Consider the following 22,459-nt stretch of genomic DNA (forward strand, 5'->3'; position numbering starts at 1 on the left):
AATGGCTTTAGAGACAATAGAAATTCAAGATAAATTAATTGAAACATTTGGAGAAGATGTATTCAATTTCAATCAAGAGAGAGACATTTTTTCATTAGAAGTTGCTGCTGATAAAATAACAGCTGTAATTCTTTTTTTGAAAAACGATCCAACCTTACGTTTTCACTTTTTAACTGATTTATGTGGTGTACACTATCCAGATAACGAAGTTGACCGCCAATTTGCAATAGTTTATCATTTGCACAACTGGTACGAAAACAAAAGAATCAAAATAAAAGCTTTTATCAATGGTGAAAAACCAGAAATAAAAACAATATCAAATATCTTCTTATGTTCAAACTGGATGGAAAGAGAAACTTATGACTTTTACGGTGTAAACTTCATTGGACATCCACAATTGAAACGTATTTTAAATATGGATGAGATGATATCATTTCCGATGCGTAAAGAATTCCCTATGGAAGACAGCGGAAGAACAGATAAAGACGATAGATTCTTCGGAAGAACAATCACAAATTGCTAAGACAAAATCATATAATTTTTCACATTAAATAAATGTCAGAACTATTATTATCACCAGAGCATCGCTATGCTAAAATAATCGAACAGAAACTAAACGACGAAGGTAGTGAGCTTTCTGTTCTGAATTTAGGACCAACACACCCAGCTACACACGGTATTTTTCAGAATGTACTGTTAATGGATGGTGAAAAAATTCTCGATGCTGAACCAACTATTGGTTACATCCACAGAGCATTCGAGAAAATTGCTGAGAACCGTCCGTTTTACCAAATCACTCCACTTACAGATCGAATGAACTATTGCTCCTCTCCTATTAACAATATGGGATGGTGGATGACTTTAGAAAAACTTTTGGATATTGAAGTACCTAAACGTGTTCAATACTTAAGAGTAATCGTAATGGAATTGGCTAGAATTACCGATCACATTATCTGTAATTCAATCCTTGGAGTAGATACAGGTGCCTTTACTGGTTTCCTTTATGTTTTTCAATTTAGAGAAAAAATATACGAAATCTACGAAGAAATTTGTGGAGCTCGTTTAACTACAAATATGGGAAGAATTGGTGGTTTTGAAAGAGATTGGTCTGAGACTGCTTTCAAAAAACTAGATATATTCTTAGAAGAATTTCCTGCTGCTTGGCAAGAATTTGAAAACCTATTCGTAAGAAACAGAATTTTCATTGACAGAACCGTTAATGTTGGACCTATATCTGCTGAACAAGCTATGGCTTACGGTTTCACAGGACCAAACTTACGTGCTAGTGGTGTTGATTATGATGTGCGTGTAGCACAACCATACTCTTCATACGAAGATTTTGATTTTATTGTTCCTGTTGGAAAATCTGGAGATACATACGATCGTTTCTGCGTTCGTAATGCCGAAGTTTGGGAAAGTTTAAGCATCATCCGTCAAGCATTAGCAAAAATGCCAGAAGGGAATGTTTACCATGCTGAAGTTCCAGATTACTACCTTCCTCCAAAAGAAGATGTATACACCAACATGGAATCGTTAATATATCACTTTAAGATTGTTATGGGAGAAGTTCCTGTTCCAGTTGCCGAAATATACCATCCTGTTGAAGGTGGAAATGGTGAATTAGGATTTTACCTAGTAACCGACGGAAGTAGAACTCCATACAGATTGCATTTTAGAAGACCTTGTTTTATATATTACCAAGCTTATCCTGAAATGATTAAAGGAGCGATGCTATCGGATGCCATTGTAATATTATCAAGTTTAAATGTTATCGCTGGAGAGTTAGACGCTTAAAAGATTTCAGATTGTAGAATAACGATTTTTGATTTCAGATTTAAAATAAAATGGAAAGAACACATTACAAACAAGAAATAAATATGACCGAAGCATTGATGAACCGCATCAATGAACTAATCAGTCATTATCCTGAAGACAAAAGAAAATCGGCTTTATTGCCCGTTTTGCACGAAGTACAAGATGCCCATGAAAATTGGTTGAGTATTGAGCTACAGGACAAGGTTGCCGAAATTTTACATATAAAACCAATTGAGGTTTATGAGGTAGTAACTTTTTACACCATGTACAACCAAAAGCCAATGGGTAAATACATGTTTGAATTTTGCCAAACTTCTTGTTGTTGTTTAAGTGGTGCCGAAAATTTAATGGATTATACATCTGAGAAATTAGGTATCAAAATGGGTGAAACAACTCCTGACGGTATGTTCAGCATAGCTGGAGTAGAATGCTTAGGTGCTTGTGGATATGCTCCAATGATGCAGTTAGGTGATTTCTACAAAGAGAAACTTACCGAAGAAAAAATCGATCAGTTAATCGCTGATTGTAGAGATGATAAAATAATATTACACGATAAATAATATGTCACAAAAAATATTATTAGATAAAATCAATATTCCTGGTATTAAAACCTACGAAGTATACCGCAAAAACGGTGGTTATGCTTCTGTGGAAAAAGCAATAAAAACGCTTACACCAGACGAAGTTGTTGAAGAGGTAAAGAAATCAGGCCTTCGTGGTCGTGGTGGAGCAGGTTTCCCAGCGGGAATGAAATGGAGTTTTATTGATAAAAAATCAGGAAAACCAAGACATTTAGTTTGCAATGCTGACGAATCTGAGCCAGGTACTTTTAAAGATCGTTATTTGATGGAATTTATTCCTCACTTATTGATTGAAGGAATGATTACTTCAAGTTTTGCCTTGGGCGCTAACCTATCATATATCTATATTCGTGGAGAATATATGTGGGTTTTCAAAATATTAGAAAGAGCCATTGCCGAAGCAAAAGCTGCTGGGTTTTTGGGAAAAAATATACTTGGATCAGGATATGATCTAGAACTACACGTTCACTGTGGAGCTGGTGCTTATATTTGTGGAGAAGAAACTGCACTTATAGAATCATTGGAAGGGAAAAGAGGAAACCCGCGTATCAAACCGCCATTCCCTGCTGTTTCTGGACTTTGGGCCAACCCTACTGTGGTAAACAATGTTGAAACTATTGCTACTGTGCCATGGATTATCAACAACTCTGGTGACGATTATGCTAAAATTGGTATTGGTCGTTCTACTGGAACTAAATTAATCTCGGCTTCTGGACACGTTAAAAACCCTGGAGTTTACGAAATTGAATTGGGTCTAAGTGTTGATGAATTTATGAATTCTGATGAATACTTAGGCGGAATGTCTTCTAGCAGACCTTTAAAAGCGTTTGTTCCTGGAGGTTCTTCTGTGCCAATTTTACCAGCCGAATTAATTTTTAAAACTGCAAATGGTGAAGATCGTTTAATGACTTACGAATCTTTAAGTGATGGTGGTTTTGCTACTGGATCTATGCTAGGTTCTGGAGGATTTATCGTTTACAACGACACTGCATGTATCGTAAGAAACACATGGAATTTTGCTCGTTTCTACCACCACGAATCTTGTGGACAATGTACTCCTTGTCGTGAAGGTACAGGTTGGTTAGAAAAAATATTATGGAGAATCGAAAACGGTCAAGGCCGTGAGGAAGATATCGAATTGTTATGGAGCATTCAAAGTAAAATCGAAGGAAACACGATTTGCCCACTTGGAGATGCAGCATCTTGGCCAGTAGCAGCAGCTATTCGTCATTTTAGAGATGAGTTTGAATACCACGTTCGTTTTCCAGAAAAAATAAAAAATAGAGAGCATTTTGTTGCTGAGCCTTTTTCACAAGTGAAACATTTAGTAGGCGGTAAAGTAATTATTTAAAATAGTTTCAAGTTTCAAGTTTTTTTAGTCTCAAGTTGCACAACTTGAAACTTTAGGCCTGAAACTAAAAAAACAAACAAAGAGATGAAAGTAACCATAGACGGTCAAAGTATAGACGTAGAGCCAGGAACAACAATCCTACAGGCTGCACGTATGATTGGTGGAGATTTAGTTCCGCCAGCCATGTGCTATTACTCAAAATTAAAAGGTAGCGGAGGAAAATGCCGTTGTTGTTTAGTTGAAGTATCGAAAGGTAGTGAAGCTGATCCAAGACCAATGCCAAAATTGATGGCATCTTGTGTAACAGGATGTATGGATGGTATGGAAGTAAATAGCAAATCTTCTGATAGAGTAACTGAAGCACGTAAATCAGTAACAGAATTTTTATTGATTAACCACCCTTTGGATTGCCCTATTTGTGATCAAGCTGGAGAATGTGATCTTCAAAACTTAAGTTTTGAGCACGGAAACCCAAAATCACGTTTTATAGAAGAGAAAAGAACATTTGAACCAGAAGATATCGGTCCGCACATTCAATTGCACATGAACCGTTGTATCTTATGTCAACGTTGTGTACAAGTTGCAGATCAATTGACAGACAATAGAGTTCATGGTGTATTAGATCGTGGTGATCATGCTAATATCTCAACTGGTATCTCTAAAGCAATCGACAATGAGTTTTCTGGAAATATGATTGATGTATGTCCAGTTGGAGCTTTGACAGATAAAACATTCCGATTTAAATCGAGAGTTTGGTTTAACAAGCCTTTCAATGCTCATAGAGAGTGTACTACTCCTGGATGTTGTGGAAAAACAACTGTTTGGATGTTTGGAGGCGAAATACAACGTGTTACTGGCCGTAAGGACATCTATCATGAAGTTGAAGAGTTTATTTGTAACAGTTGTCGTTTTGACCACAAAAACGTTGCAGATTGGACTATTGAAGGACCAAGAGAATTTGAAAAAGATTCGGTTATCAATCAAAACAACTACACTCGTAAATTAGAAAAAGTAGAAATAGCTACTGAAGAAATTATTCTTTTGGGTAGAGATCAAGACCGTAAAAAAATTAGTATGGCGCAAATTCCATTAACCAATAACGACAAAATCTCTTAGAAATGGACAATACATTTATTATAGAAAAAAGTGTTATAATTCTTGTGGTTTTTGCCGTAACGATGCTTATGGCGATGTATTCTACATGGGCTGAGCGTAAAGTTGCAGCTTACTTACAAGACCGTGTTGGACCTAACCGTGCTGGTTGGGGTGGATTATTACAACCGCTTGCAGATGGTATGAAATTATTCTCTAAAGAAGAGTTTTTTCCAAATACTCCAAATAAATTCTTATTTGTTGTAGGTCCTGCAATTGCCATGAGTACCGCTTTAATGACAAGTGCTGTTATTCCATGGGGAGATAAATTACACTTATTTGGCAGAGATATTTTGCTTCAAGCTACTGATATAAACATTGGATTATTGTATTTCTTCGGCGTAGTTTCTGTTGGAGTATATGGTATCATGATTGGTGGATGGGCGTCTAATAGTAAATTCTCATTGATGGGAGCAGTTCGTGCTGCTTCGCAAATGGTTTCGTATGAAATCGCAATGGGATTATCAATGATTGCATTATTAATGATGACTGGAAGCTTAAGCTTAAGAGAAATCTCTTTGCAACAAGCTGGAATGAACTGGAACGTATTTTACCAACCTTTATCTTTCTTAATATTCCTTATTTGTGCTTTTGCTGAAACAAATAGAACTCCTTTTGACTTAGCGGAGTGTGAAACTGAATTAGTTGGTGGATACCACACGGAGTATTCTTCGATGAAAATGGGATTCTATTTATTTGCTGAATATGCAAATATGTTTATCTCGGCTACTATAATCGCTGTATTATTCTTTGGAGGATACAACTATCCGGGAATGCAATGGATGGTAGACAACGTAGGAGTTAATCCAGCAAACGTTTTAGGAATGGTTGTTTTATTTGCTAAAATATGCTTTTTCATCTTCTTCTATATGTGGGTTCGTTGGACTATTCCAAGATTTAGATATGACCAATTGATGCACTTAGGATGGAAGATATTAATTCCGCTTTCTATCATCAATATCATGCTTACAGGTGTTGTAATGTTAAGAGGTGAAATTGCAGCTTATTTAGGGTTTTAATAAACGAAAACGCCTAGCCCTGATAGAAGTGAAAATCCTTTAATGTTTTTCTTTAAAACAGTAAAGATTGTAACGGATAGCAGGATTAGCTTCTGATAAAAAATAAAAGAAATAAATTTTTGAATTTGGTTTTGGAATCAAAATCGTAAATGATAAATTAAAATGTCAATAGAAACTATATCATTATCGGGTAGAAAAAAGGTAGTCTCAAATAAAGAGATGACTTTTCTTGAGCGATTGTATCTTGTAGCGATTGCTAAAGGGTTGTACATTACAATCAAACACATGTTCAAGCGTAAACCGACTATTCATTACCCAGAACAAGTTCGTGAGCGAAGTGATGTTTACCGTGGACAGCATATGCTGAAACGCGATGAGCAAGGTCGTGAAAACTGTACTGCTTGTGGATTATGTGCTTTGTCTTGTCCTGCTGAGGCTATCACTATGAAAGCTGAAGAGCGCAAACCAGATGAAAAACATTTGTACAGAGAAGAAAAATACGCTTCGATATATGAGATCAATATGTTGCGTTGTATTTTTTGTGGATTGTGTGAAGAGGCTTGTCCAAAAGATGCAATTTACCTGACGACTTCAAAAGTATTGGTTCCTTCTAGTTATGATAGAGAAGATTTTATTTTTGGAAAAGACAAATTAGTGATGCCATTAGATATGGCTATGAAAAACGCTCAACTTAAAAACGCTAATTAATGATACATATACCTGACTTTGCTAATGCAAATGCAATACAAATTACATTTTGTATTTTAGCTTTTATAACAGTGATTACTGCTTTCTTAACTGTTTTTAGTCGTACACCTATTCATAGTGCTATTTATTTAGTGATTTGCTTTTTCTCGATTGCAGGTCATTACTTATTATTAAATGCTCAGTTTCTTGCAATAGTTCACATCATAGTCTATTCGGGAGCCATAATGATTTTGTTCCTGTTTACGATAATGTTAATGAACCTGAACGAAAAAAACGAAGTACACAAACCTCGAATCACGCGTTTGGGAGCAATTGTTTCTTTTTGTTTGATTTGTGTTGTATTAATTGCAATATTTATTAACTCAAAACCAATTGTTGGAGAATACGATTCGACTGGTGAAGATTTCCAATCGATAAAAGTATTGGGTAAAATACTATTGAACGAATATATGGTTCCATTTGAATTTGCTTCTATTTTACTTTTGGTTGCCATGATTGGAACTGTCTTATTGTCTAAAAAAGAAAAATCGAAAAATAATGAATAATATTTTAAATCAAATAGGTATCGAAAACTACATATTTTTAAGTGTAGTCCTTTTTTGTGTAGGTATATTTGGTGTTTTATACAGACGTAATGCGATTATCGTTTTTATGTCTATTGAAATCATGCTTAATGCAGTAAACTTATTATTTGTTGCTTTCTCTACGTATCACCAAGATGCACAAGGACAAGTATTCGTGTTTTTCTCAATGGCAGTTGCTGCAGCTGAAGTAGCAGTTGGATTGGCAATTTTAGTATCGATATTTAGAAACATACACTCAATTAGTATCGATAATTTAAAAAATTTAAAAGGATAAATGGCAATGGATACCAATTTAGCTTTAGTTTTAGTATTAGCTCCTTTTTTAGGATTTTTAATCAATGTTTTCTTTGGAAAAAGTTTAGGAAAGACAGTTTCTGGGGCTATAGGAACTCTTTCTGTAGTTGTTTCATTTGCTGTAACTATTTATTTTTTCCTTCAAATAAATCAAACTCAACAACCTATCAGCATTTCTTTATTTGAATGGATTCAGATAAGTAATTTTAAAGTTGACTTAGGTTTCTTATTAGATCAACTATCATTACTTTGGTTACTATTTGTAACTGGGATTGGTTCTTTGATTCACCTATACTCTATCAGCTATATGCATGATGATGAGAAAATGCACCAGTTTTTTGCTTACTTAAACCTGTTTGTATTTTTCATGATTACACTAGTTGTTGGAAGTAACTTATTAGTATTGTTTATTGGTTGGGAAGGTGTAGGACTTTGTTCTTACTTACTAATCGGTTTCTGGTATAAAAACCAAGACTATAATGACGCTGCTAAAAAAGCGTTCATCATGAACAGAATTGGAGATTTAGGATTACTAGTTGGTATTTTTATCATCGGTTCTATGTTCTCAACTTTGGATTATGCAACTTTAAAAACGGCTATAGCTGGTGCAACTGATTTAAATATCTACATGCTTTCTGCAGCTGCATTCTGTTTGTTTATTGGTGCTTGTGGTAAATCTGCACAGATTCCATTATACACTTGGTTGCCTGATGCGATGGCTGGACCAACTCCAGTTTCGGCGTTAATTCACGCTGCTACGATGGTTACTGCTGGTATCTTTATGATTACTAGATTAAACTTTATATTTGATTTAACTCCAGATGTTCAAAGCATAATTGCTATTATTGGAGCAATAACTTCTCTAGTTGCTGCTACAATTGGTCTGGTTCAAAATGATATTAAAAAAGTATTGGCTTACTCTACTGTTTCGCAATTAGGATTAATGTTTTTAGCATTAGGATTGGGTGCTTATGAAGTAGCTGTATTTCACGTAATAACTCACGCTTTCTTTAAAGCTTGTTTATTCTTGGGTTCAGGTTCTGTAATTCACGCTTTGCACGGTGAACAAGACATGCGTAAAATGGGTGGATTGCGTAAAGCAATGCCTGTTACTTTTATAACTATGCTTGTTTCTTCATTAGCAATATCAGGAGTTCCATTGTTTTCTGGATTCTTCTCTAAAGATGAAATATTATTGACTGCATTTGAGCATAACATTCCACTTTATGTTGTAGCGTCTATTGCATCGATCATGACTGCTTTTTATATGTTTAGATTAATGTTCTTAACTTTCTTCAAAGATTTTAGAGGAACTGAACACCAAAAAAGCCACTTACACGAAAGCCCTGCTTTAATTACTTTTCCATTAATTGTTTTAGCAATCTTAGCTACTTTTGGCGGATTGATTAGCTTACCTGGAAATAGCTGGTTAAACTCATATTTAGCTCCACTTTTTACAAAAGTAGCTGGCGAAGCACATCATTTAGGAACTACTGAATACACTTTAATGGGTGTTGCAGTTCTTGGTGGATTGGTAGGTATTTTTATTGCTTACTTAAAATACATCAAACAAAACAATGTTCCTGGTGAAGATGCCTCTATAACTGGTGTTACAAAAGTATTATACAACAAATATTATGTTGACGAAGCTTACAACTATCTATTTGTAAACTCTATAAATGGATTGTCTAAATTCTTTAGAGATTATGTAGAAACTAGTTTGTCTGCTCTTGTATTCGGATTAGGAAAAGTAACCAATGAGATAAGTTATCAAGGTAGAAGATTACAAAATGGAAGTATCGGATTGTACTTGTTTGCTTTTGTTTTAGGTCTATGTGCCATTGTTTCTTATATATTTTTAGCTTAATAATTTAATAACTATGAACGTTTCTCTTATATTAATTATACTTTTAATTGGTGCATTTGTCACTTATTTTGTTGGTGATAAACTTGCTTCAAAAGTAGCCTTGTTCTTTAGTTTGGCTGCTTTGGGTTGTTCGATTGTATTATTAAATCATTATAATCTTGGCGAAAGCATTAGCTTTATGAGCCAATGGATTAATCAGCCAAAAATTTCATTTGTATTAAATGCCGATGGATTGGCCATTGCAATGTTATTACTAACAACTGCTCTAACGCCAATAATCATATTCTCTTCTTTTGGTAATTCATACCCAAATGCAAAAGGATTCTATGCCTTAATTTTATTCATGGCATTTGCAATGGTAGGTACTTTCCTTGCTGCAGATGGTTTATTATACTATATCTTCTGGGAATTATCTTTAATCCCAATTTACTTTATTGCCTTAATTTGGGGTAATGGTGATACTGAAGAACGCAGAAAAGCTGTAGTTAAATTCTTTATCTACACACTAGCTGGTTCATTATTCATGCTTGTAGCATTTGTTTACTTGTACACAAAAGCAGGTAGCTTCTTATTGACTGATTTGTATGAAGTAGATTTATCTGCTACTGAACAACTTTGGATATTCTTGGCTTTCTTCTTAGCGTATGCTATTAAAATTCCACTTATTCCTTTCCATACTTGGCAAGCAAGTGTATACCAAAAAGCACCTACTGTAGGAACTATGCTTTTATCTGGTATCATGCTTAAAATGGGACTTTACAGTATCATTCGTTGGCAATTGCCTATTGCTCCACTACCTGCAAAAGAATACATGTCTGTATTTATTGGATTAGGTATTGCTGGTGTAATTTATGGTTCAATTGTAGCATTGAGACAAAAAGACTTAAAAAAATTACTTGCTTATTCTTCATTAGCTCACGTTGGGTTAATTGCTGCTGGTGCTTATACACTAACTGCTGACGGTTTAAGCGGATCTGTTTTACAAATGATTGCTCACGGTTTTGTAGTAGTTGGTTTATTCTTAGCTGCTGAAATCATTTTTAGAAGATACGAAACTAGAGCTATTGCTGAATTGGGTGGAATTCGTTATCAATCACCAAAATTCACTTCAATGTTCTTGATCTTGGTATTGGCATCGGTTTCATTACCTTCTACATTTAACTTTATTGGTGAGTTTACAGTATTGTATAGCCTTTCTCAAATAAACATTTGGTTTGCCGTTTTAGGTGGAACAACTATTATTTTAGGTGCTTACTATATGCTTAAAATGTTCCAAAATGTAATGTTAGGTGAAACAAATACTAAACCATTTGCTGACGTAACTATCAATGAAGGAATTTCTCTTGTAGCTATTATAGCTGTTTTATTGTTCTTTGGATTGTATCCAAAACCGATTACAGATTTAATTTCTCCAAGTTTAGAAGTCATTTTAAAAATTATAAATAGAAATTAAAACATTAGAATTAACGATTTTTGATTTCAGATTCTATCTGTTTCTTAAAAGTTAAGCTGCTAAAGAATAAATAACATATTTTTAAATAAAATAAATTAGGGCATCATTAGTTTTAGATTTCCTATATCAAAAAAACAAAAATGAATACATTAATAGCTATTATAGGATTGGGTATTTTTTGCCTACTGTTTGAAATTCTTAATTTAAGAAAAGCCATTATTCCAGTAACTATACTTGGTTTATTAGGCGTTTTGGCAATAAACTATTCAGAATTTGGTTTAACCGAGAGTTACTACAATAACATGATTGCAGTGAGTAAATACTCTACAGCATTTTCGTCATTGTTTATTGTTTTAACCATTTTCTTAGTGGCTTTGAGCTTTAACTTCTACGAAGATCACCAAACGAAGATATCTGATTATGTATCTATAAAAATATTCTTATTGGCTGGAGCTGTAGCTATGGTATCTTTTGGAAACTTAGCTATGTTCTTTTTAGGTATCGAAGTATTGTCTATTGCGCTTTATGTTTTGGCTGCAAGTGACAGAATGAAAATAAAAAGTAATGAGGCTGGAATGAAATACTTCCTAATGGGTTCTTTTGCTTCTGGAATTATCTTATTCGGAATCTGTTTGATTTACGGAGCTATGGGTAGTTTTGACGTAGTTGAAATTAGTGATTTATCTCAATCTGCTGAATTGCCTATTTGGTTCCCAATTGGTATTGTTTTACTAACTGTTGGTATGTTGTTTAAAGTTGCTGCTGTTCCATTCCATTTTTGGGCACCAGACGTTTACGAAGGTTCTCCTGCTTTAACAACTGCTTTAATGAGTACTTTGGCTAAGGTTGTTGCTATTGCTACTTTATACAAATTACTAACGATTCTAAATGCTGAACTTTCTGAAAGCTATGTAATCGTTATTGTAATCGTTTCTATGTTATCTATGACTGTTGGTAACATCATGGCATTGCGTCAGGTAAATGTAAAACGTATGCTTGCTTATTCAGGTATTTCTCATGCAGGTTTCATGTTAATGACACTATTAACTTTAGCAACTTCTGCAGGAACTCTTTTATATTACACTAGTGCTTATGCATTAGCTGGTATCGCAGCATTTAGCGTTATATTATATGTTTGTAAAAACAAAGACAACGAAGACATCACTAATTTTCATGGTTTAGGAAAAACTAATCCTTTATTGGCAGCAATCCTTACGGCTTCGCTTTTATCTATGGCTGGTATTCCAATTTTTGCAGGATTCTTTGCTAAGTTATTCTTGTTTAATCAGGTACTTCAAGCTGGATACCTTGCATTAGTAATTGTTGCTGTAATAAACTCTATCATAAGTGTTGGTTACTATTTCAAATTAATATTAGCTATGTACACTAAAGAGCCTAATGAAGTTCGTACTGGAACACCAATCCTTATTTATACTGTTGCAATAGTTTCGATAGTATTAAACATTGTTTTAGGTTTATTCCCATCATTAGTATTAGATCTTTTGAACTAAATAATAGTTACACATAATACAAGCCATCAAGTTTTAATTTGATGGCTTTTTTGTTTTAATGCGGTTGCTATTAATTCTACCAACTGTATCAGTAACTATCAGATATCATAATGAATACAAAATAGCACTCTCATTTTGAACCCCCATTAAGATAAAAACATCGCTCATTGAATTAAACTTTATTGCCTTCTATTTGTCAAGGTAAGTTAAAAGCTACACCACTCAATTGTTAAAATATACATAGGGATTAGAGCAAATATCAAAATATAGGCTATATTTGGTACGTTTTAAAATCTAAATTTATTATGGCTTTCAACTCAAACAACCCGTTTTTTAGTAATAAACGTTTTACTCCAACATCTGTTGCTGCAAAAAGTGACAATGCGCATCAGGCAAGAACCATTGATTACGGTCAAGAAATGACATTGTCTGGTACAATCAATAAAACACTTATTTTATTCTTATTGCTTACTGCTACTGCAATGGTAACTTGGTGGATGTCTTTTAACGGAATCAACCCTATGCTTCCTACAATTGGTGGAGCTATCGTTGGATTAATTTTAGTTGTTATTTCAGCATTCAAACCACAACTTTCTCCTTACTTAGCTCCAGGTTATGCTTTGTTTGAAGGTTTGTTTATTGGTGGAGTATCTGCAATTTTTGAAGCTATGTATCCAGGAATCGTAATACAAGCTGTTGGTGCAACATTTGTAACATTTATGGTTTGTCTAGGTTTATACAAATACAAGATTGTAAAAGTAACTGAACAATTCAAATCTGTTGTTGTGGCTGCTACTTTGGCAATTGCAACTTACTACCTAATCTCTTGGTTAGTTTCAATGTTTACAAGCTTTACTCCTGTTCATCATGGTAGTTCTATGATGAGTATTGGTATTAGTGTTTTTGTAATCATTATTGCTGCTTTAAACCTATTTTTAGATTTTGACAGAATTGAGCAAGGTGTTCAAGAAAAAATGCCAAAATTCATGGAATGGTACGGCGCAATGGGATTAATGATTACCCTTGTTTGGTTGTATATCGAATTCATAAGATTGCTATCGAAAATGAATAGTAGAAACTAATCGTTTTAATTAATAATATAAAAAAAGCCTTTTTGAAAAATCAAAAAGGCTTTTTTATTAGGCTGCTTTTTCAAAAGCAATAAAATGGGTCAGCTTTCCTTTTATATTAAAAACTGGGAATGCGTGTATGGTACAAAAGTAAGTCTCACCGTTTTTCTTATAATTCAGAATGGTCTTTTCAAAAATTTCCTGTGATTTTATAGCTGTCCTAATTTCTTCTTTAACAACAGAAGATGTTTCTGGACCTTGAAACATTTTAGGTGATTTACCCAGAACTTCAACTTCGGTATAACCTGTCATATTAAAAATACGGTTGGAAGCAAAAACAATCTTCAGTTTTAAATCAGTAATTACCACAACCTCCTCTTTCAATCGCTCTAAAACATCAAATTCAGAATCATCCCAATGAAATCGATTTGCAATATGATCTACTTTTTGCCAATCAGAATAATTACTCTTCAAATCATTCAAAGGTACATGATGAAAATCCCATGAAATTACTGGAACAACATTGCAATTCATCTCTTGATGATATTTTGCCATTGCTGCATCATAAGCATCTAAATCATACATAAATTAAATTTTTACTCAAAGATAAATTGAAAAACATCACCAACAATAGCCTTGTTGCGCATTTAACGCATGTTTAAGCGATTTAAAATTCAAACTTGAGCTGTACAACTATAGCCTTTTTTACTTCAGTATTAAGATTGCTTAATGAAATCCCTAATAAACGAACAGAATCTTTCATTCGTTCCTGATACAAGAGTTCTTTGACCGTTTCCATAATCAAATTTTTATCAGCAATAAAATAGGGTAACGTTTTGCTTCTAGTTTGCTGTGTAAAATCGCTATATTTAATTTTGAGAGTAACTGTTTTACCCGAAATCTTATACTTTTGCAAACGCCTCTCTAAAGAAGTAGCAATTCGTTCGAGTTGTTCAATCATAAAAATCTCCGAAGATAGATTAACATCAAAAGTATGCTCTGCTGCAACCGACTTTGTGATTCTATTTGATTTCACCTCACTATTATGAATTCCACGCACAACATGATAATAAAATGTACCTGATTTTCCGAAATGCTTTTCTAGAAACTCTAAGCTCTTACTCTTTAAATCTGTTCCTGTAAAAATACCTAGCTGGTACATTTTTTCGGTAGTTACCTTCCCTACTCCATAAAACTTCCTAATGGGTAATTCTTCAAGAAAAGCAATTATCTCATCGGGGTTAACCGTTTTTTGTCCGTTGGGTTTGTTGTAGTCACTGGCAATTTTAGCCACAAACTTATTAACCGAAATTCCTGCTGAAGCGGTTAAACCAACTTCATTAAAAATTCGCATTCTAATTTCTTCAGCTAATAAACTCGCACTTGGATTGCCTTTTTTATTAACTGTTACATCAAGATAAGCTTCATCAAGCGAAAGTGGCTCAACCAAGTCAGTATATTCATGAAAAATTTTATGAATTTTATTTGAAATCTCTTTGTAGCGATCAAAACGTGGACGCACAAAAATAAGATGCGGACAATTACGCTTAGCCTGCATGCCACTTATTGCACTACGAACACCAAATTTACGAGCCTCATAACTTGCTGCTGCAACAACACCACGATTCTCAGAACCGCCTACAGCTATAGGTTTACCGCGCAAATCTGGATTGTCCATTTGCTCTACCGAAGCATAAAATGCATCCATATCAATATGGATAATTTTGCGATATGTAGGCACGTCAGACATAGTACAAATTTAGATAGGAAACCCACAAAAGAGAATAAAAAGGTCATAAATATTTTTACTATTTACGTTAAATTTTACAAGCAAATCAGACTACTTTAGATTTTTACTATAATAACAAATATTAACAAGTGAATAGGCAAAAACCAAATCATTTTCTCCTATTTTTGTAAGTACATTACAAAACATTAAAATGAGAACATTCGTTATTGGAGACATCCATGGTGGCTTAATCGCTTTGAAACAAGTACTCGAAAGAGCCGCTGTAACAAGCAAAGACACCTTAATTTTCTTGGGTGATTATGTTGATGGTTGGAGTCAATCCCCACAAGTGATTGATTTTTTAATTGAATTAAAACAAAAACAAAACTGTATTTGCATCCGAGGTAATCATGATGATTTACTACAACAATGGATAAGAGACGGCAAAGACAATGAATTATGGCATCATCACGGTGGTGAATCAACAGTTCTTGCTTACGAATCGATTACTGAAACTCACAAACAAATACACGTTTCTTTTCTTGAATCATTACAAGGTTATTATCTAGACTCTGAAAACAGATTATTTATTCATGCAGGTTTTACTAATTTAAGAGGGGTGACTTATGAATATTCATTTGAATCTTTTTTTTGGGACAGAACCTTGTGGGAAACTGCTATGGCTTTAGATCCTAATATGGAAACGGACTCTCTACTCTATCCAAAAAGATTAAAATTATATAAAGAAATCTTTATTGGACATACTCCAGTGACAAGAATTCACGAAACTATTCCAATACAAAAGGCCAATGTTTGGAACGTCGATACTGGAGCTGCATTTACAGGAAGATTAACTATAATGGATATTGATAGTAAAGAATTCTGGCAAAGTGAGCCATTAAACGAGTTGTATTTTGACGAAAAAGGTAGGAATTGATATATAAAGCCTTATTTTTGCAAAAAAATAAATCCCTATATTTTATGAAAAAGATTATTACACTTGCGTTTTTATTAGTATTTGGTTTAACTCAAGCGCAACAAGCATTCAGTGGAAAAGGTGACACTAAGGTTAACATCGGTGCAAACATTCAAGATGGTGGTACTGGTATTCAAGCATCTATCGATTTTGGACTTGGAGAAAATTTCTCTGTTGGAGTTGTAAGTAGCTATTTATTAGGAATAAATGAATATAATGGTTTCTATGGTTCAACACAATATTATGGTGCTAAACCTGAATTTAAAGATCGTTTTGATGCAAAAGTTAGAATGAATGCAAACTTAGGAAGCGTAATAAATGTTGACAAGAAATTAGACGTTTACCCAGGATTAAGCCTTGGATTAAGAAATTTTGGTGGTCACGTAGGTGGTCGTTATTTCTTCACAGAAGGATTTGGAGTATTCACTGAACTTGGATTCCCAATTGCAAAATACGGTAACAACGATAAAATGTTTGACCATTTAAACAATCAAGTTACTTTTAGCTTAGGAGCTTCATTCAATTTATAGAAATATAAAAAACACGTACAAGCTATACAAAAGGGCATTTGAAATATTCAAATGCCCTTTTTTTATAAAACCATTCCTTTAAAGACAAAAGAAAGGCTTCCATATTTAGGAAGCCTTTCTTTATAATAGCCAATTAGTTATCTTTTTCTATTCCTGAATTCTTCTTTCTCTGCCAATGTTCCAAATTCTTTCACAAAGTTTTTGATAGTATTGAGATTGAACATAACAAAGAATAACATCCCAAGAAAAATTACTATCCAACTGTAAATAATCTTTACACCCGAAATATCTGAAGCTACAACAAGAAAAATTATCGTTGGCAATATCGACAGAATTAGAGTGAGTCCAAGACACAACAACAATGGAGATATAAAATGACTAATTATTGCAATAAAGCCCATTTTTCTAGCACCAGCAGCAATAATTGATAATCCTAACATCGTAAAGATAATAGCTGCAAAACCATAAATCAAAATCTGATTGTCCAGATTATTAATATCTGTTTCGTAACCAAAAAAAGTATTAAAATTGAATCCCATCATATGCTTTTTCTTCTGGTGAAACTTCAAATAAGGTTTGCGTTTGATAGCCCAGTATCTTTGCTAAAATAAAGTTTGGAAACTCTTGAATACCGATATTATACAGATTCACACTGTCATTAAAGAACTCTCTCCTATCGGCAATTTTGTCTTCCATCTGTGAAACTCGTTTTTGTAATTCAACAAAATTTGCATTCGACGAAAGCGTTGGGTAATTTTCTGAAACCGCAAATAACGTTTTCAACGATTTAGAAAACTCATTTGCGTTTTCAATCTTTTCATCGACTGTTTTAGAATTTAAAAAATCAGTACGTAACTTGGTCAAATTTGTTAGCATAGCTGTTTCATGCTCCATGAATTTAGAAGCAACTTTAACCAATTCTGGCACTTCTTCAGCCCTTTGCATCAAAATAACATCTATATTCCTGAAAGCTTTTTCAAAATTATTCTTCAGCATAACAAGCTTATTATAAATACCAATAAAATAATTAAAGAATACAATTAGTAAAAGCAATCCTACGATTAAAGCAATGTTTTGTGCGGTCATATTTTGTTTAGTTTAAAATGATATAGATAAGTATAAGCGTAATAAAAAATAATGTCGTTAAAAATGAAACCAACAATGGTCTATATTTATTTCTGAATGAGATGCTTTGTGGTATAGCAACCCCAAAAATTCCATTAGAATTTCCTTTTTTGATTATAACATTCCCTTCATCAGATTCGGCATTACCAATGAGTAACATATAATCGTTATGTTTTAAATAGGTTTCAGAATGTCTTCTTTTACCTCCCTCTTGTTTATCAATCCGATCAAAATAAAACTCCATACCTTCTCCATCTACCGTTACAGCACCGGTTTCATCTTTGATCTTGAACGTTCCTGTTTTCAATTCTGTAAAAACAGTATGATAAGACCTTTTGCCATCATCATCTGCTTGCCCTTCTTCTTCAATAGTATAATAATAACCAATACATGGCTTACTAAAATAAGGCGAAATGATAGGCTCTATTTCTTCTAAATCTCCTTCTACTTCAACCATTCCCATAGCAATCGCACTCATTTTGGAAGTTGGCAATACCCCTTGAAGTTTAAGAAACTTGCTTTTATTACTAGGAAAGAAGATGATTTTTATAAAAATAATGCTTGGAATAATAACAATCAGAAGCTCTAATCGCTCCATTTTTGCTAACCAAAAAAATGCTCCAACGACTCCTGCTGCAATAAGTAACCCAAGTAATTTTTTACTCAAAGGTGTTTTTTGAATGTTGTGTAATCTATTGAACTTCTCTCTTTGTGCATTTTCAATTTTACTATTTTGAATGCCAGAATAGAACATGCCTATTATTCCGAAAATGAAAACGGAAGCAAATAAAAAGAAAAAAACAACAAGGGTATATTTTGAATCAATCAAAAAACTCAACCCAATTAGCGATGGGCATAAAACAAAAAATAACCATGTTGGGAACTTTAAATTATATAAACCCGAAAAAATTACTGTTTGAAACAAAGCAATACCAAGACTGAAAAGCATCAGAAAGATTACCACTCCACCATCCAGTTTATTTTGGTCTAAAAAAGCTAAAAATTCATCCATTATTAAAACTTAAAAAAGGTTATTCTACCCTAAACTTCATTAAAACACAATTTCTACATCTTTAGAAAGTAACTTTCGGATTCTATTTCTCTCTAAATCAGATATTGGATTATTGCTTACATCCAAACCTATCAAAAGCTTTAACTTATTGATATCATTAGGGATTTCGCTAATGTTATTATTACTTAAAATCAAGAATTTCAAATTAGTAAATTGGAAAATTGCTACTGGAAATTCATCCATTTTAGTCTTAGACAAATTTAGCTCTACAACCGACTCTGGTTTTAATTTTGCCTCTTCTAAATTGTAAAAAGTTGTTTTTTCTTTTTTCTTCCCCTCTTTACTTTGAATAAAAAGCCCGAAAGCAGCCAAAATAAGCGATGCAATGAAAAATATACATACAAGAACTGTCCAGATAGGCGCATCATCTTTTTCATGAGTAAAAAGATTCAAATACACATAGTATATCATCCCTAAGAGCAGTGTCAAGAACAGACATAAAATTATTAGATACAAAATATTTCTAAAAATTAGAAAAACAACTTCTTTAACCCTTTTTCTGTTTTTACTAAATATAACATAAGCTAGAAAACCAATAATTAAAATCCAAAAAACTGCCAACCCAATTTTAGTCGCAGGTATTCCATTTTGAATAATTTCTAGAGAAATAAAAACCGGAAACATTAAAACAAACCAAATGATAAGAGCCGTTAATCCAATAGGAAGACACCCTAATTTTTCTTTTTTTCCTGATGACTTAAGCCATAGATAAGCAATTAAAAAAGACAACGCTATTACTCCTAAAAAAACATATCCTGCAGGAGTAAGTCCGGCTAAAAAAATCAAACTCATTTTAATAATTTTTCAATATCTTATCTTTAAGATGCTAATATAAATAAAACACTACAAATTGAGCATTAAAAAAAACCGCTTCTTCCAAACAAAATGGAAAAAGCGGTTTCTGTATAAAGAAATCGTATTCTTATAAATCAAATTTTATTCCTTGTGCCAATGGCAAACTTGTAGTATAATTGATTGTGTTGGTTTGACGACGCATGTAAATTTTCCAAGCATCAGAACCTGATTCACGACCACCACCAGTTTCTTTTTCACCACCAAAAGCACCACCAATTTCAGCACCAGAAGTTCCTATGTTTACGTTTGCAATACCGCAATCAGAACCTACAACTGATAAGAAATGCTCTGCTTCACGCAAATTATTGGTCATGATTGCTGAAGACAATCCTTGTGCAACACCGTTTTGAATGTCAACTGCATTTTCAACAGTTCCACTATATTTTATTAAATACAAAACAGGAGCAAACGTTTCGTGTTGTACAATTTCAAATGAATTCTGAGCTTCAGCTATAGCTGGTTTTACATAACAACCACTTTCATACCCTTCTCCAGAAAGTACTCCACCTTCTACAAGAATTTTTCCTCCTTCAGCAACAACTTTTGTTAAAGCATTTGCATACATTGCTACTGCATCTGTATCGATAAGCGGACCAACATGGTTATTCTCATCCAAAGGATTTCCGATACGTAACTGTTTGTAAGCTGAAACAATCGCATCTTTTACTTTATCATAAATACTTTCATGAATAATCAAACGACGTGTTGATGTACAACGTTGTCCTGCAGTCCCTACAGCACCAAAAACAGCACCAATAACTGTCATTTTTATATCTGCATCTGGAGTAACAATAATTGCATTGTTTCCACCTAATTCTAATAATGATTTACCTAAACGTCCTGCAACAGCTTGTGCAACAATTTTACCCATACGAGTAGAACCTGTAGCTGAGATTAAAGGAATACGTTTATCATTTGTCATTAACTCCCCAACTTTGTAATCTCCATTTATTAAACAAGAAATTCCTTCTGGAAGGTTGTTCTCTTTAATTACTTGTGCAATTATATTTTGGCAAGCTATTCCACAAAGTGGTGTTTTTTCAGATGGCTTCCACACGCAAACATCTCCACAAATCCAAGCTAAAGCTGTATTCCATGACCAAACCGCTACTGGAAAGTTAAATGCCGAAATAATTCCGACAACTCCCATTGGGTGATATTGCTCATACATACGGTGTCCTGGACGCTCTGAATGCATTGTTAAACCATGAAGCTGACGTGATAATCCTACTGCGAAATCGCAAATATCAATCATCTCTTGAACTTCTCCATATCCTTCTTGTAATGATTTCCCCATTTCGTAAGAAACCAATTTACCTAAAGCTTCTTTATTTTGACGCAATTTTTCTCCAAACTGACGCACAATTTCACCACGTTGTGGTGCTGGCATAAGTCTAAATACTTTAAAAGCTTCTGTTGCTGTCTGCATTACTTTTTCATAATCGGCAGCTGTTGATGTTTTTACTGATGCAATTAATTTTCCGTCTACTGGCGAAAAACTATCTAAGGTATCTCCTGAAGAAAAATGATTTATTCCAGTTGATGTCCCTTCGTTTATGGCTTTTATACCCAATTGCGCCAATGCGTCTTTCATTCCGAATTGCTCTGCTATTGTTATCATTGTAACTTTTTTGTTAAAAATTGTTATATTTATTTATGTAAATATATCTGAATTAATTTATCTATTAAAATTTAATTGTTTCTAACTACATAATGTTTTTCTTTTTAAACCATATATAAATAAAAACACACATGGCAAACATAAAAATAATTGCGTACAAATAACCAAATTTCCACTCCAATTCTGGCATAAATTTAAAATTCATTCCATAAACCCCAACTAAAAAGGTCAGAGGCAAGAAAAAAGCAGAAAAAACTGTTAATAATTTAACCACATCGTTATTTTTCTGAGCAGTTACTGACAAAAATGTATTCATTAAATTTATTGCATCCTCCATAGCCTCCTCATACGCTAGTATAAGCTTAACCAAATTATCTTTTACATCTTCAAGAGCTGAAGCATTTTCTTCTGGAACCTTAATTTTATTGATAACATTCTGCGTAAGTATCAATAATTTTTTGGTAATTCTGGTTTCTGCCTTTTGGAAATACAAATCCTCTAAAGAGATTTTGTTTTGTTGTTTTAAAAAGATTGTTTTCTCTACCTCATCGATTTGGTCTGTTTGCCATTGTGAAGGCGCACTGTAGGTCAATACAATATCTTTAAAAATATGTATTAGTAGTTCATAAACCGAATCGCATTTTGAATCCGATTTAAAAATATCCTCTAAGAAGGGAAAAGGGGTTCTATGTATGGTGATTAGCTGCTTTTCGTTATAAAAAAAAGCCACTTTATTTGAAAGCTCTTCTACAGTAGAATTATTATCATATTCATTGGCTGTATAGGCTCTTAGAATAATGAAATTAAAATTTTTGATTTTTTCAATTTTAGGTAAATGCCCATGTTCAACCGAATCCTTGACAGGAAAAACCTCTAAATCAAACTTTTTAGCAATATCCTCTAGTTGCCCTTCTGAAGGCCCTTTTATATCAAGCCAATTAAACGATTCGAATGATTTTTCAGAGATATTTTTAGCCATTATACTATTTCGTTTTAAATTTAAGGTTGATTCAAAACCTATAAAGTTACGATTAAGGATTTGAAACAAGCAAAATGATTTATGTTTCACGCAACTATTGCAGATTAAAAACAGATTATTTGAGAAAAAAATCTACATATATCAGCTTAAATCTTGTGAAATCTGCG

General features: G+C 33.4%; 23 protein-coding genes. 15 read left to right on the plus strand and 8 right to left on the minus strand.

The window, feature by feature from the left end; genetic code table 11:
• Window position 1: 1 nt before the first annotated feature.
• From LNQ49_RS11530 to LNQ49_RS11590, 13 genes are all read left to right on the plus strand, one after another.
• Window positions 2–523: an NADH-quinone oxidoreductase subunit C gene (locus LNQ49_RS11530; RefSeq protein WP_229988983.1), complete on the plus strand. Its 522-nt coding sequence runs from the start codon at window positions 2–4 to the stop codon at window positions 521–523.
• A gap of 32 nt (window positions 524–555) precedes the next feature.
• Complete coding sequence (locus LNQ49_RS11535; RefSeq protein WP_229988984.1) at window positions 556–1,794, plus strand: NADH-quinone oxidoreductase subunit D; 1,239 nt, start codon at window positions 556–558, stop codon at window positions 1,792–1,794.
• A gap of 50 nt (window positions 1,795–1,844) precedes the next feature.
• The gene (locus LNQ49_RS11540; RefSeq protein ID WP_229988985.1) at window positions 1,845–2,375 is read left to right on the plus strand and encodes a complex I 24 kDa subunit family protein; all 531 of its coding nucleotides are present in this window, start codon (window positions 1,845–1,847) and stop codon (window positions 2,373–2,375) included.
• A gap of 1 nt (window position 2,376) precedes the next feature.
• Window positions 2,377–3,747 carry an NADH-quinone oxidoreductase subunit NuoF gene (gene nuoF / locus LNQ49_RS11545; RefSeq protein ID WP_229988986.1) on the plus strand — a complete coding sequence of 457 codons (1,371 nt, stop codon included), beginning with the start codon at window positions 2,377–2,379 and terminating at the stop codon, window positions 3,745–3,747.
• A gap of 84 nt (window positions 3,748–3,831) precedes the next feature.
• Window positions 3,832–4,863, plus strand: coding sequence for an NADH-quinone oxidoreductase subunit G (locus LNQ49_RS11550; RefSeq protein ID WP_229988987.1), 1,032 nt, complete (start codon window positions 3,832–3,834; stop codon window positions 4,861–4,863).
• A gap of 2 nt (window positions 4,864–4,865) precedes the next feature.
• Window positions 4,866–5,918 carry an NADH-quinone oxidoreductase subunit NuoH gene (nuoH, locus tag LNQ49_RS11555; RefSeq protein WP_229988988.1) on the plus strand — a complete coding sequence of 351 codons (1,053 nt, stop codon included), beginning with the start codon at window positions 4,866–4,868 and terminating at the stop codon, window positions 5,916–5,918.
• 162 nt (window positions 5,919–6,080) lie between these two features.
• Window positions 6,081–6,626 carry a NuoI/complex I 23 kDa subunit family protein gene (locus LNQ49_RS11560; protein WP_229988989.1) on the plus strand — a complete coding sequence of 182 codons (546 nt, stop codon included), beginning with the start codon at window positions 6,081–6,083 and terminating at the stop codon, window positions 6,624–6,626.
• The gene (locus LNQ49_RS11565) at window positions 6,626–7,171 is read left to right on the plus strand and encodes an NADH-quinone oxidoreductase subunit J family protein (protein WP_229988991.1); all 546 of its coding nucleotides are present in this window, start codon (window positions 6,626–6,628) and stop codon (window positions 7,169–7,171) included. Before LNQ49_RS11560 ends, LNQ49_RS11565 begins: the two co-directional genes overlap by 1 nt.
• Window positions 7,164–7,484 (plus strand): NADH-quinone oxidoreductase subunit NuoK, encoded by a 321-nt coding sequence (nuoK, locus tag LNQ49_RS11570; protein ID WP_035618229.1) that lies wholly within the window; start codon window positions 7,164–7,166, stop codon window positions 7,482–7,484. The genes LNQ49_RS11565 and nuoK overlap by 8 nt, the downstream gene beginning before the upstream one ends.
• Window positions 7,485–7,490: 6 nt before the next feature.
• Window positions 7,491–9,371 (plus strand): NADH-quinone oxidoreductase subunit L, encoded by a 1,881-nt coding sequence (gene nuoL / locus LNQ49_RS11575; RefSeq protein ID WP_229988992.1) that lies wholly within the window; start codon window positions 7,491–7,493, stop codon window positions 9,369–9,371.
• Between the two features lie 13 nt (window positions 9,372–9,384).
• Complete coding sequence (locus LNQ49_RS11580; RefSeq protein WP_229988993.1) at window positions 9,385–10,824, plus strand: complex I subunit 4 family protein; 1,440 nt, start codon at window positions 9,385–9,387, stop codon at window positions 10,822–10,824.
• A gap of 140 nt (window positions 10,825–10,964) precedes the next feature.
• Window positions 10,965–12,335: an NADH-quinone oxidoreductase subunit N gene (locus LNQ49_RS11585; protein ID WP_229988994.1), complete on the plus strand. Its 1,371-nt coding sequence runs from the start codon at window positions 10,965–10,967 to the stop codon at window positions 12,333–12,335.
• 305 nt (window positions 12,336–12,640) lie between these two features.
• Window positions 12,641–13,417, plus strand: coding sequence for a Bax inhibitor-1/YccA family protein (locus tag LNQ49_RS11590; protein WP_229988995.1), 777 nt, complete (start codon window positions 12,641–12,643; stop codon window positions 13,415–13,417).
• A gap of 57 nt (window positions 13,418–13,474) precedes the next feature.
• Here the strand turns inward: LNQ49_RS11590 and LNQ49_RS11595 are convergent, their stop codons facing one another.
• Both LNQ49_RS11595 and dinB read right to left on the minus strand, forming a co-directional pair.
• Window positions 13,475–13,990: a PAS domain-containing protein gene (locus LNQ49_RS11595; RefSeq protein WP_229988996.1), complete on the minus strand. Its 516-nt coding sequence runs from the start codon at window positions 13,988–13,990 to the stop codon at window positions 13,475–13,477.
• Between the two features lie 82 nt (window positions 13,991–14,072).
• Window positions 14,073–15,155, minus strand: a complete 1,083-nt coding sequence (gene dinB / locus LNQ49_RS11600) for a DNA polymerase IV (protein ID WP_229988997.1) — start codon at window positions 15,153–15,155, stop codon at window positions 14,073–14,075.
• Window positions 15,156–15,345: 190 nt separating this feature from the next.
• On the opposite strand from dinB, the gene LNQ49_RS11605 reads away from it, so the two are divergent.
• A complete protein-coding gene (locus LNQ49_RS11605) occupies window positions 15,346–16,071 on the plus strand; it encodes a metallophosphoesterase family protein (RefSeq protein ID WP_229988998.1) in 726 nt (241 codons plus the stop codon).
• Window positions 16,072–16,115: 44 nt separating this feature from the next.
• Entirely contained in the window at window positions 16,116–16,640 is a 525-nt protein-coding gene (locus tag LNQ49_RS11610) for a DUF6646 family protein (RefSeq protein WP_229989000.1), read from the plus strand.
• A gap of 137 nt (window positions 16,641–16,777) precedes the next feature.
• Here LNQ49_RS11610 and LNQ49_RS11615 read toward each other — a convergent pair whose 3' ends face one another.
• The 6 genes from LNQ49_RS11615 to LNQ49_RS11640 form a co-directional block, all read right to left on the minus strand.
• Entirely contained in the window at window positions 16,778–17,182 is a 405-nt protein-coding gene (locus tag LNQ49_RS11615) for a hypothetical protein (protein ID WP_229989001.1), read from the minus strand.
• Window positions 17,163–17,726 carry a LemA family protein gene (locus tag LNQ49_RS11620; RefSeq protein ID WP_229989002.1) on the minus strand — a complete coding sequence of 188 codons (564 nt, stop codon included), beginning with the start codon at window positions 17,724–17,726 and terminating at the stop codon, window positions 17,163–17,165. The genes LNQ49_RS11615 and LNQ49_RS11620 overlap by 20 nt, the downstream gene beginning before the upstream one ends.
• A 7-nt stretch (window positions 17,727–17,733) precedes the next feature.
• Window positions 17,734–18,777, minus strand: coding sequence for a hypothetical protein (locus tag LNQ49_RS11625; protein WP_229989003.1), 1,044 nt, complete (start codon window positions 18,775–18,777; stop codon window positions 17,734–17,736).
• A gap of 39 nt (window positions 18,778–18,816) precedes the next feature.
• Window positions 18,817–19,629 (minus strand): leucine-rich repeat domain-containing protein, encoded by an 813-nt coding sequence (locus LNQ49_RS11630; RefSeq protein WP_229989004.1) that lies wholly within the window; start codon window positions 19,627–19,629, stop codon window positions 18,817–18,819.
• Window positions 19,630–19,759: 130 nt separating this feature from the next.
• Window positions 19,760–21,313, minus strand: coding sequence for an L-piperidine-6-carboxylate dehydrogenase (gene amaB, locus LNQ49_RS11635; RefSeq protein ID WP_229989005.1), 1,554 nt, complete (start codon window positions 21,311–21,313; stop codon window positions 19,760–19,762).
• A gap of 85 nt (window positions 21,314–21,398) precedes the next feature.
• Window positions 21,399–22,292 carry a CorA family divalent cation transporter gene (locus LNQ49_RS11640; RefSeq protein ID WP_229989006.1) on the minus strand — a complete coding sequence of 298 codons (894 nt, stop codon included), beginning with the start codon at window positions 22,290–22,292 and terminating at the stop codon, window positions 21,399–21,401.
• Between the last annotated feature and the right edge of the window lie 167 nt (window positions 22,293–22,459).

This window comes from Flavobacterium pisciphilum (assembly GCF_020905345.1).
Taxonomy (GTDB): domain Bacteria; phylum Bacteroidota; class Bacteroidia; order Flavobacteriales; family Flavobacteriaceae; genus Flavobacterium; species Flavobacterium pisciphilum.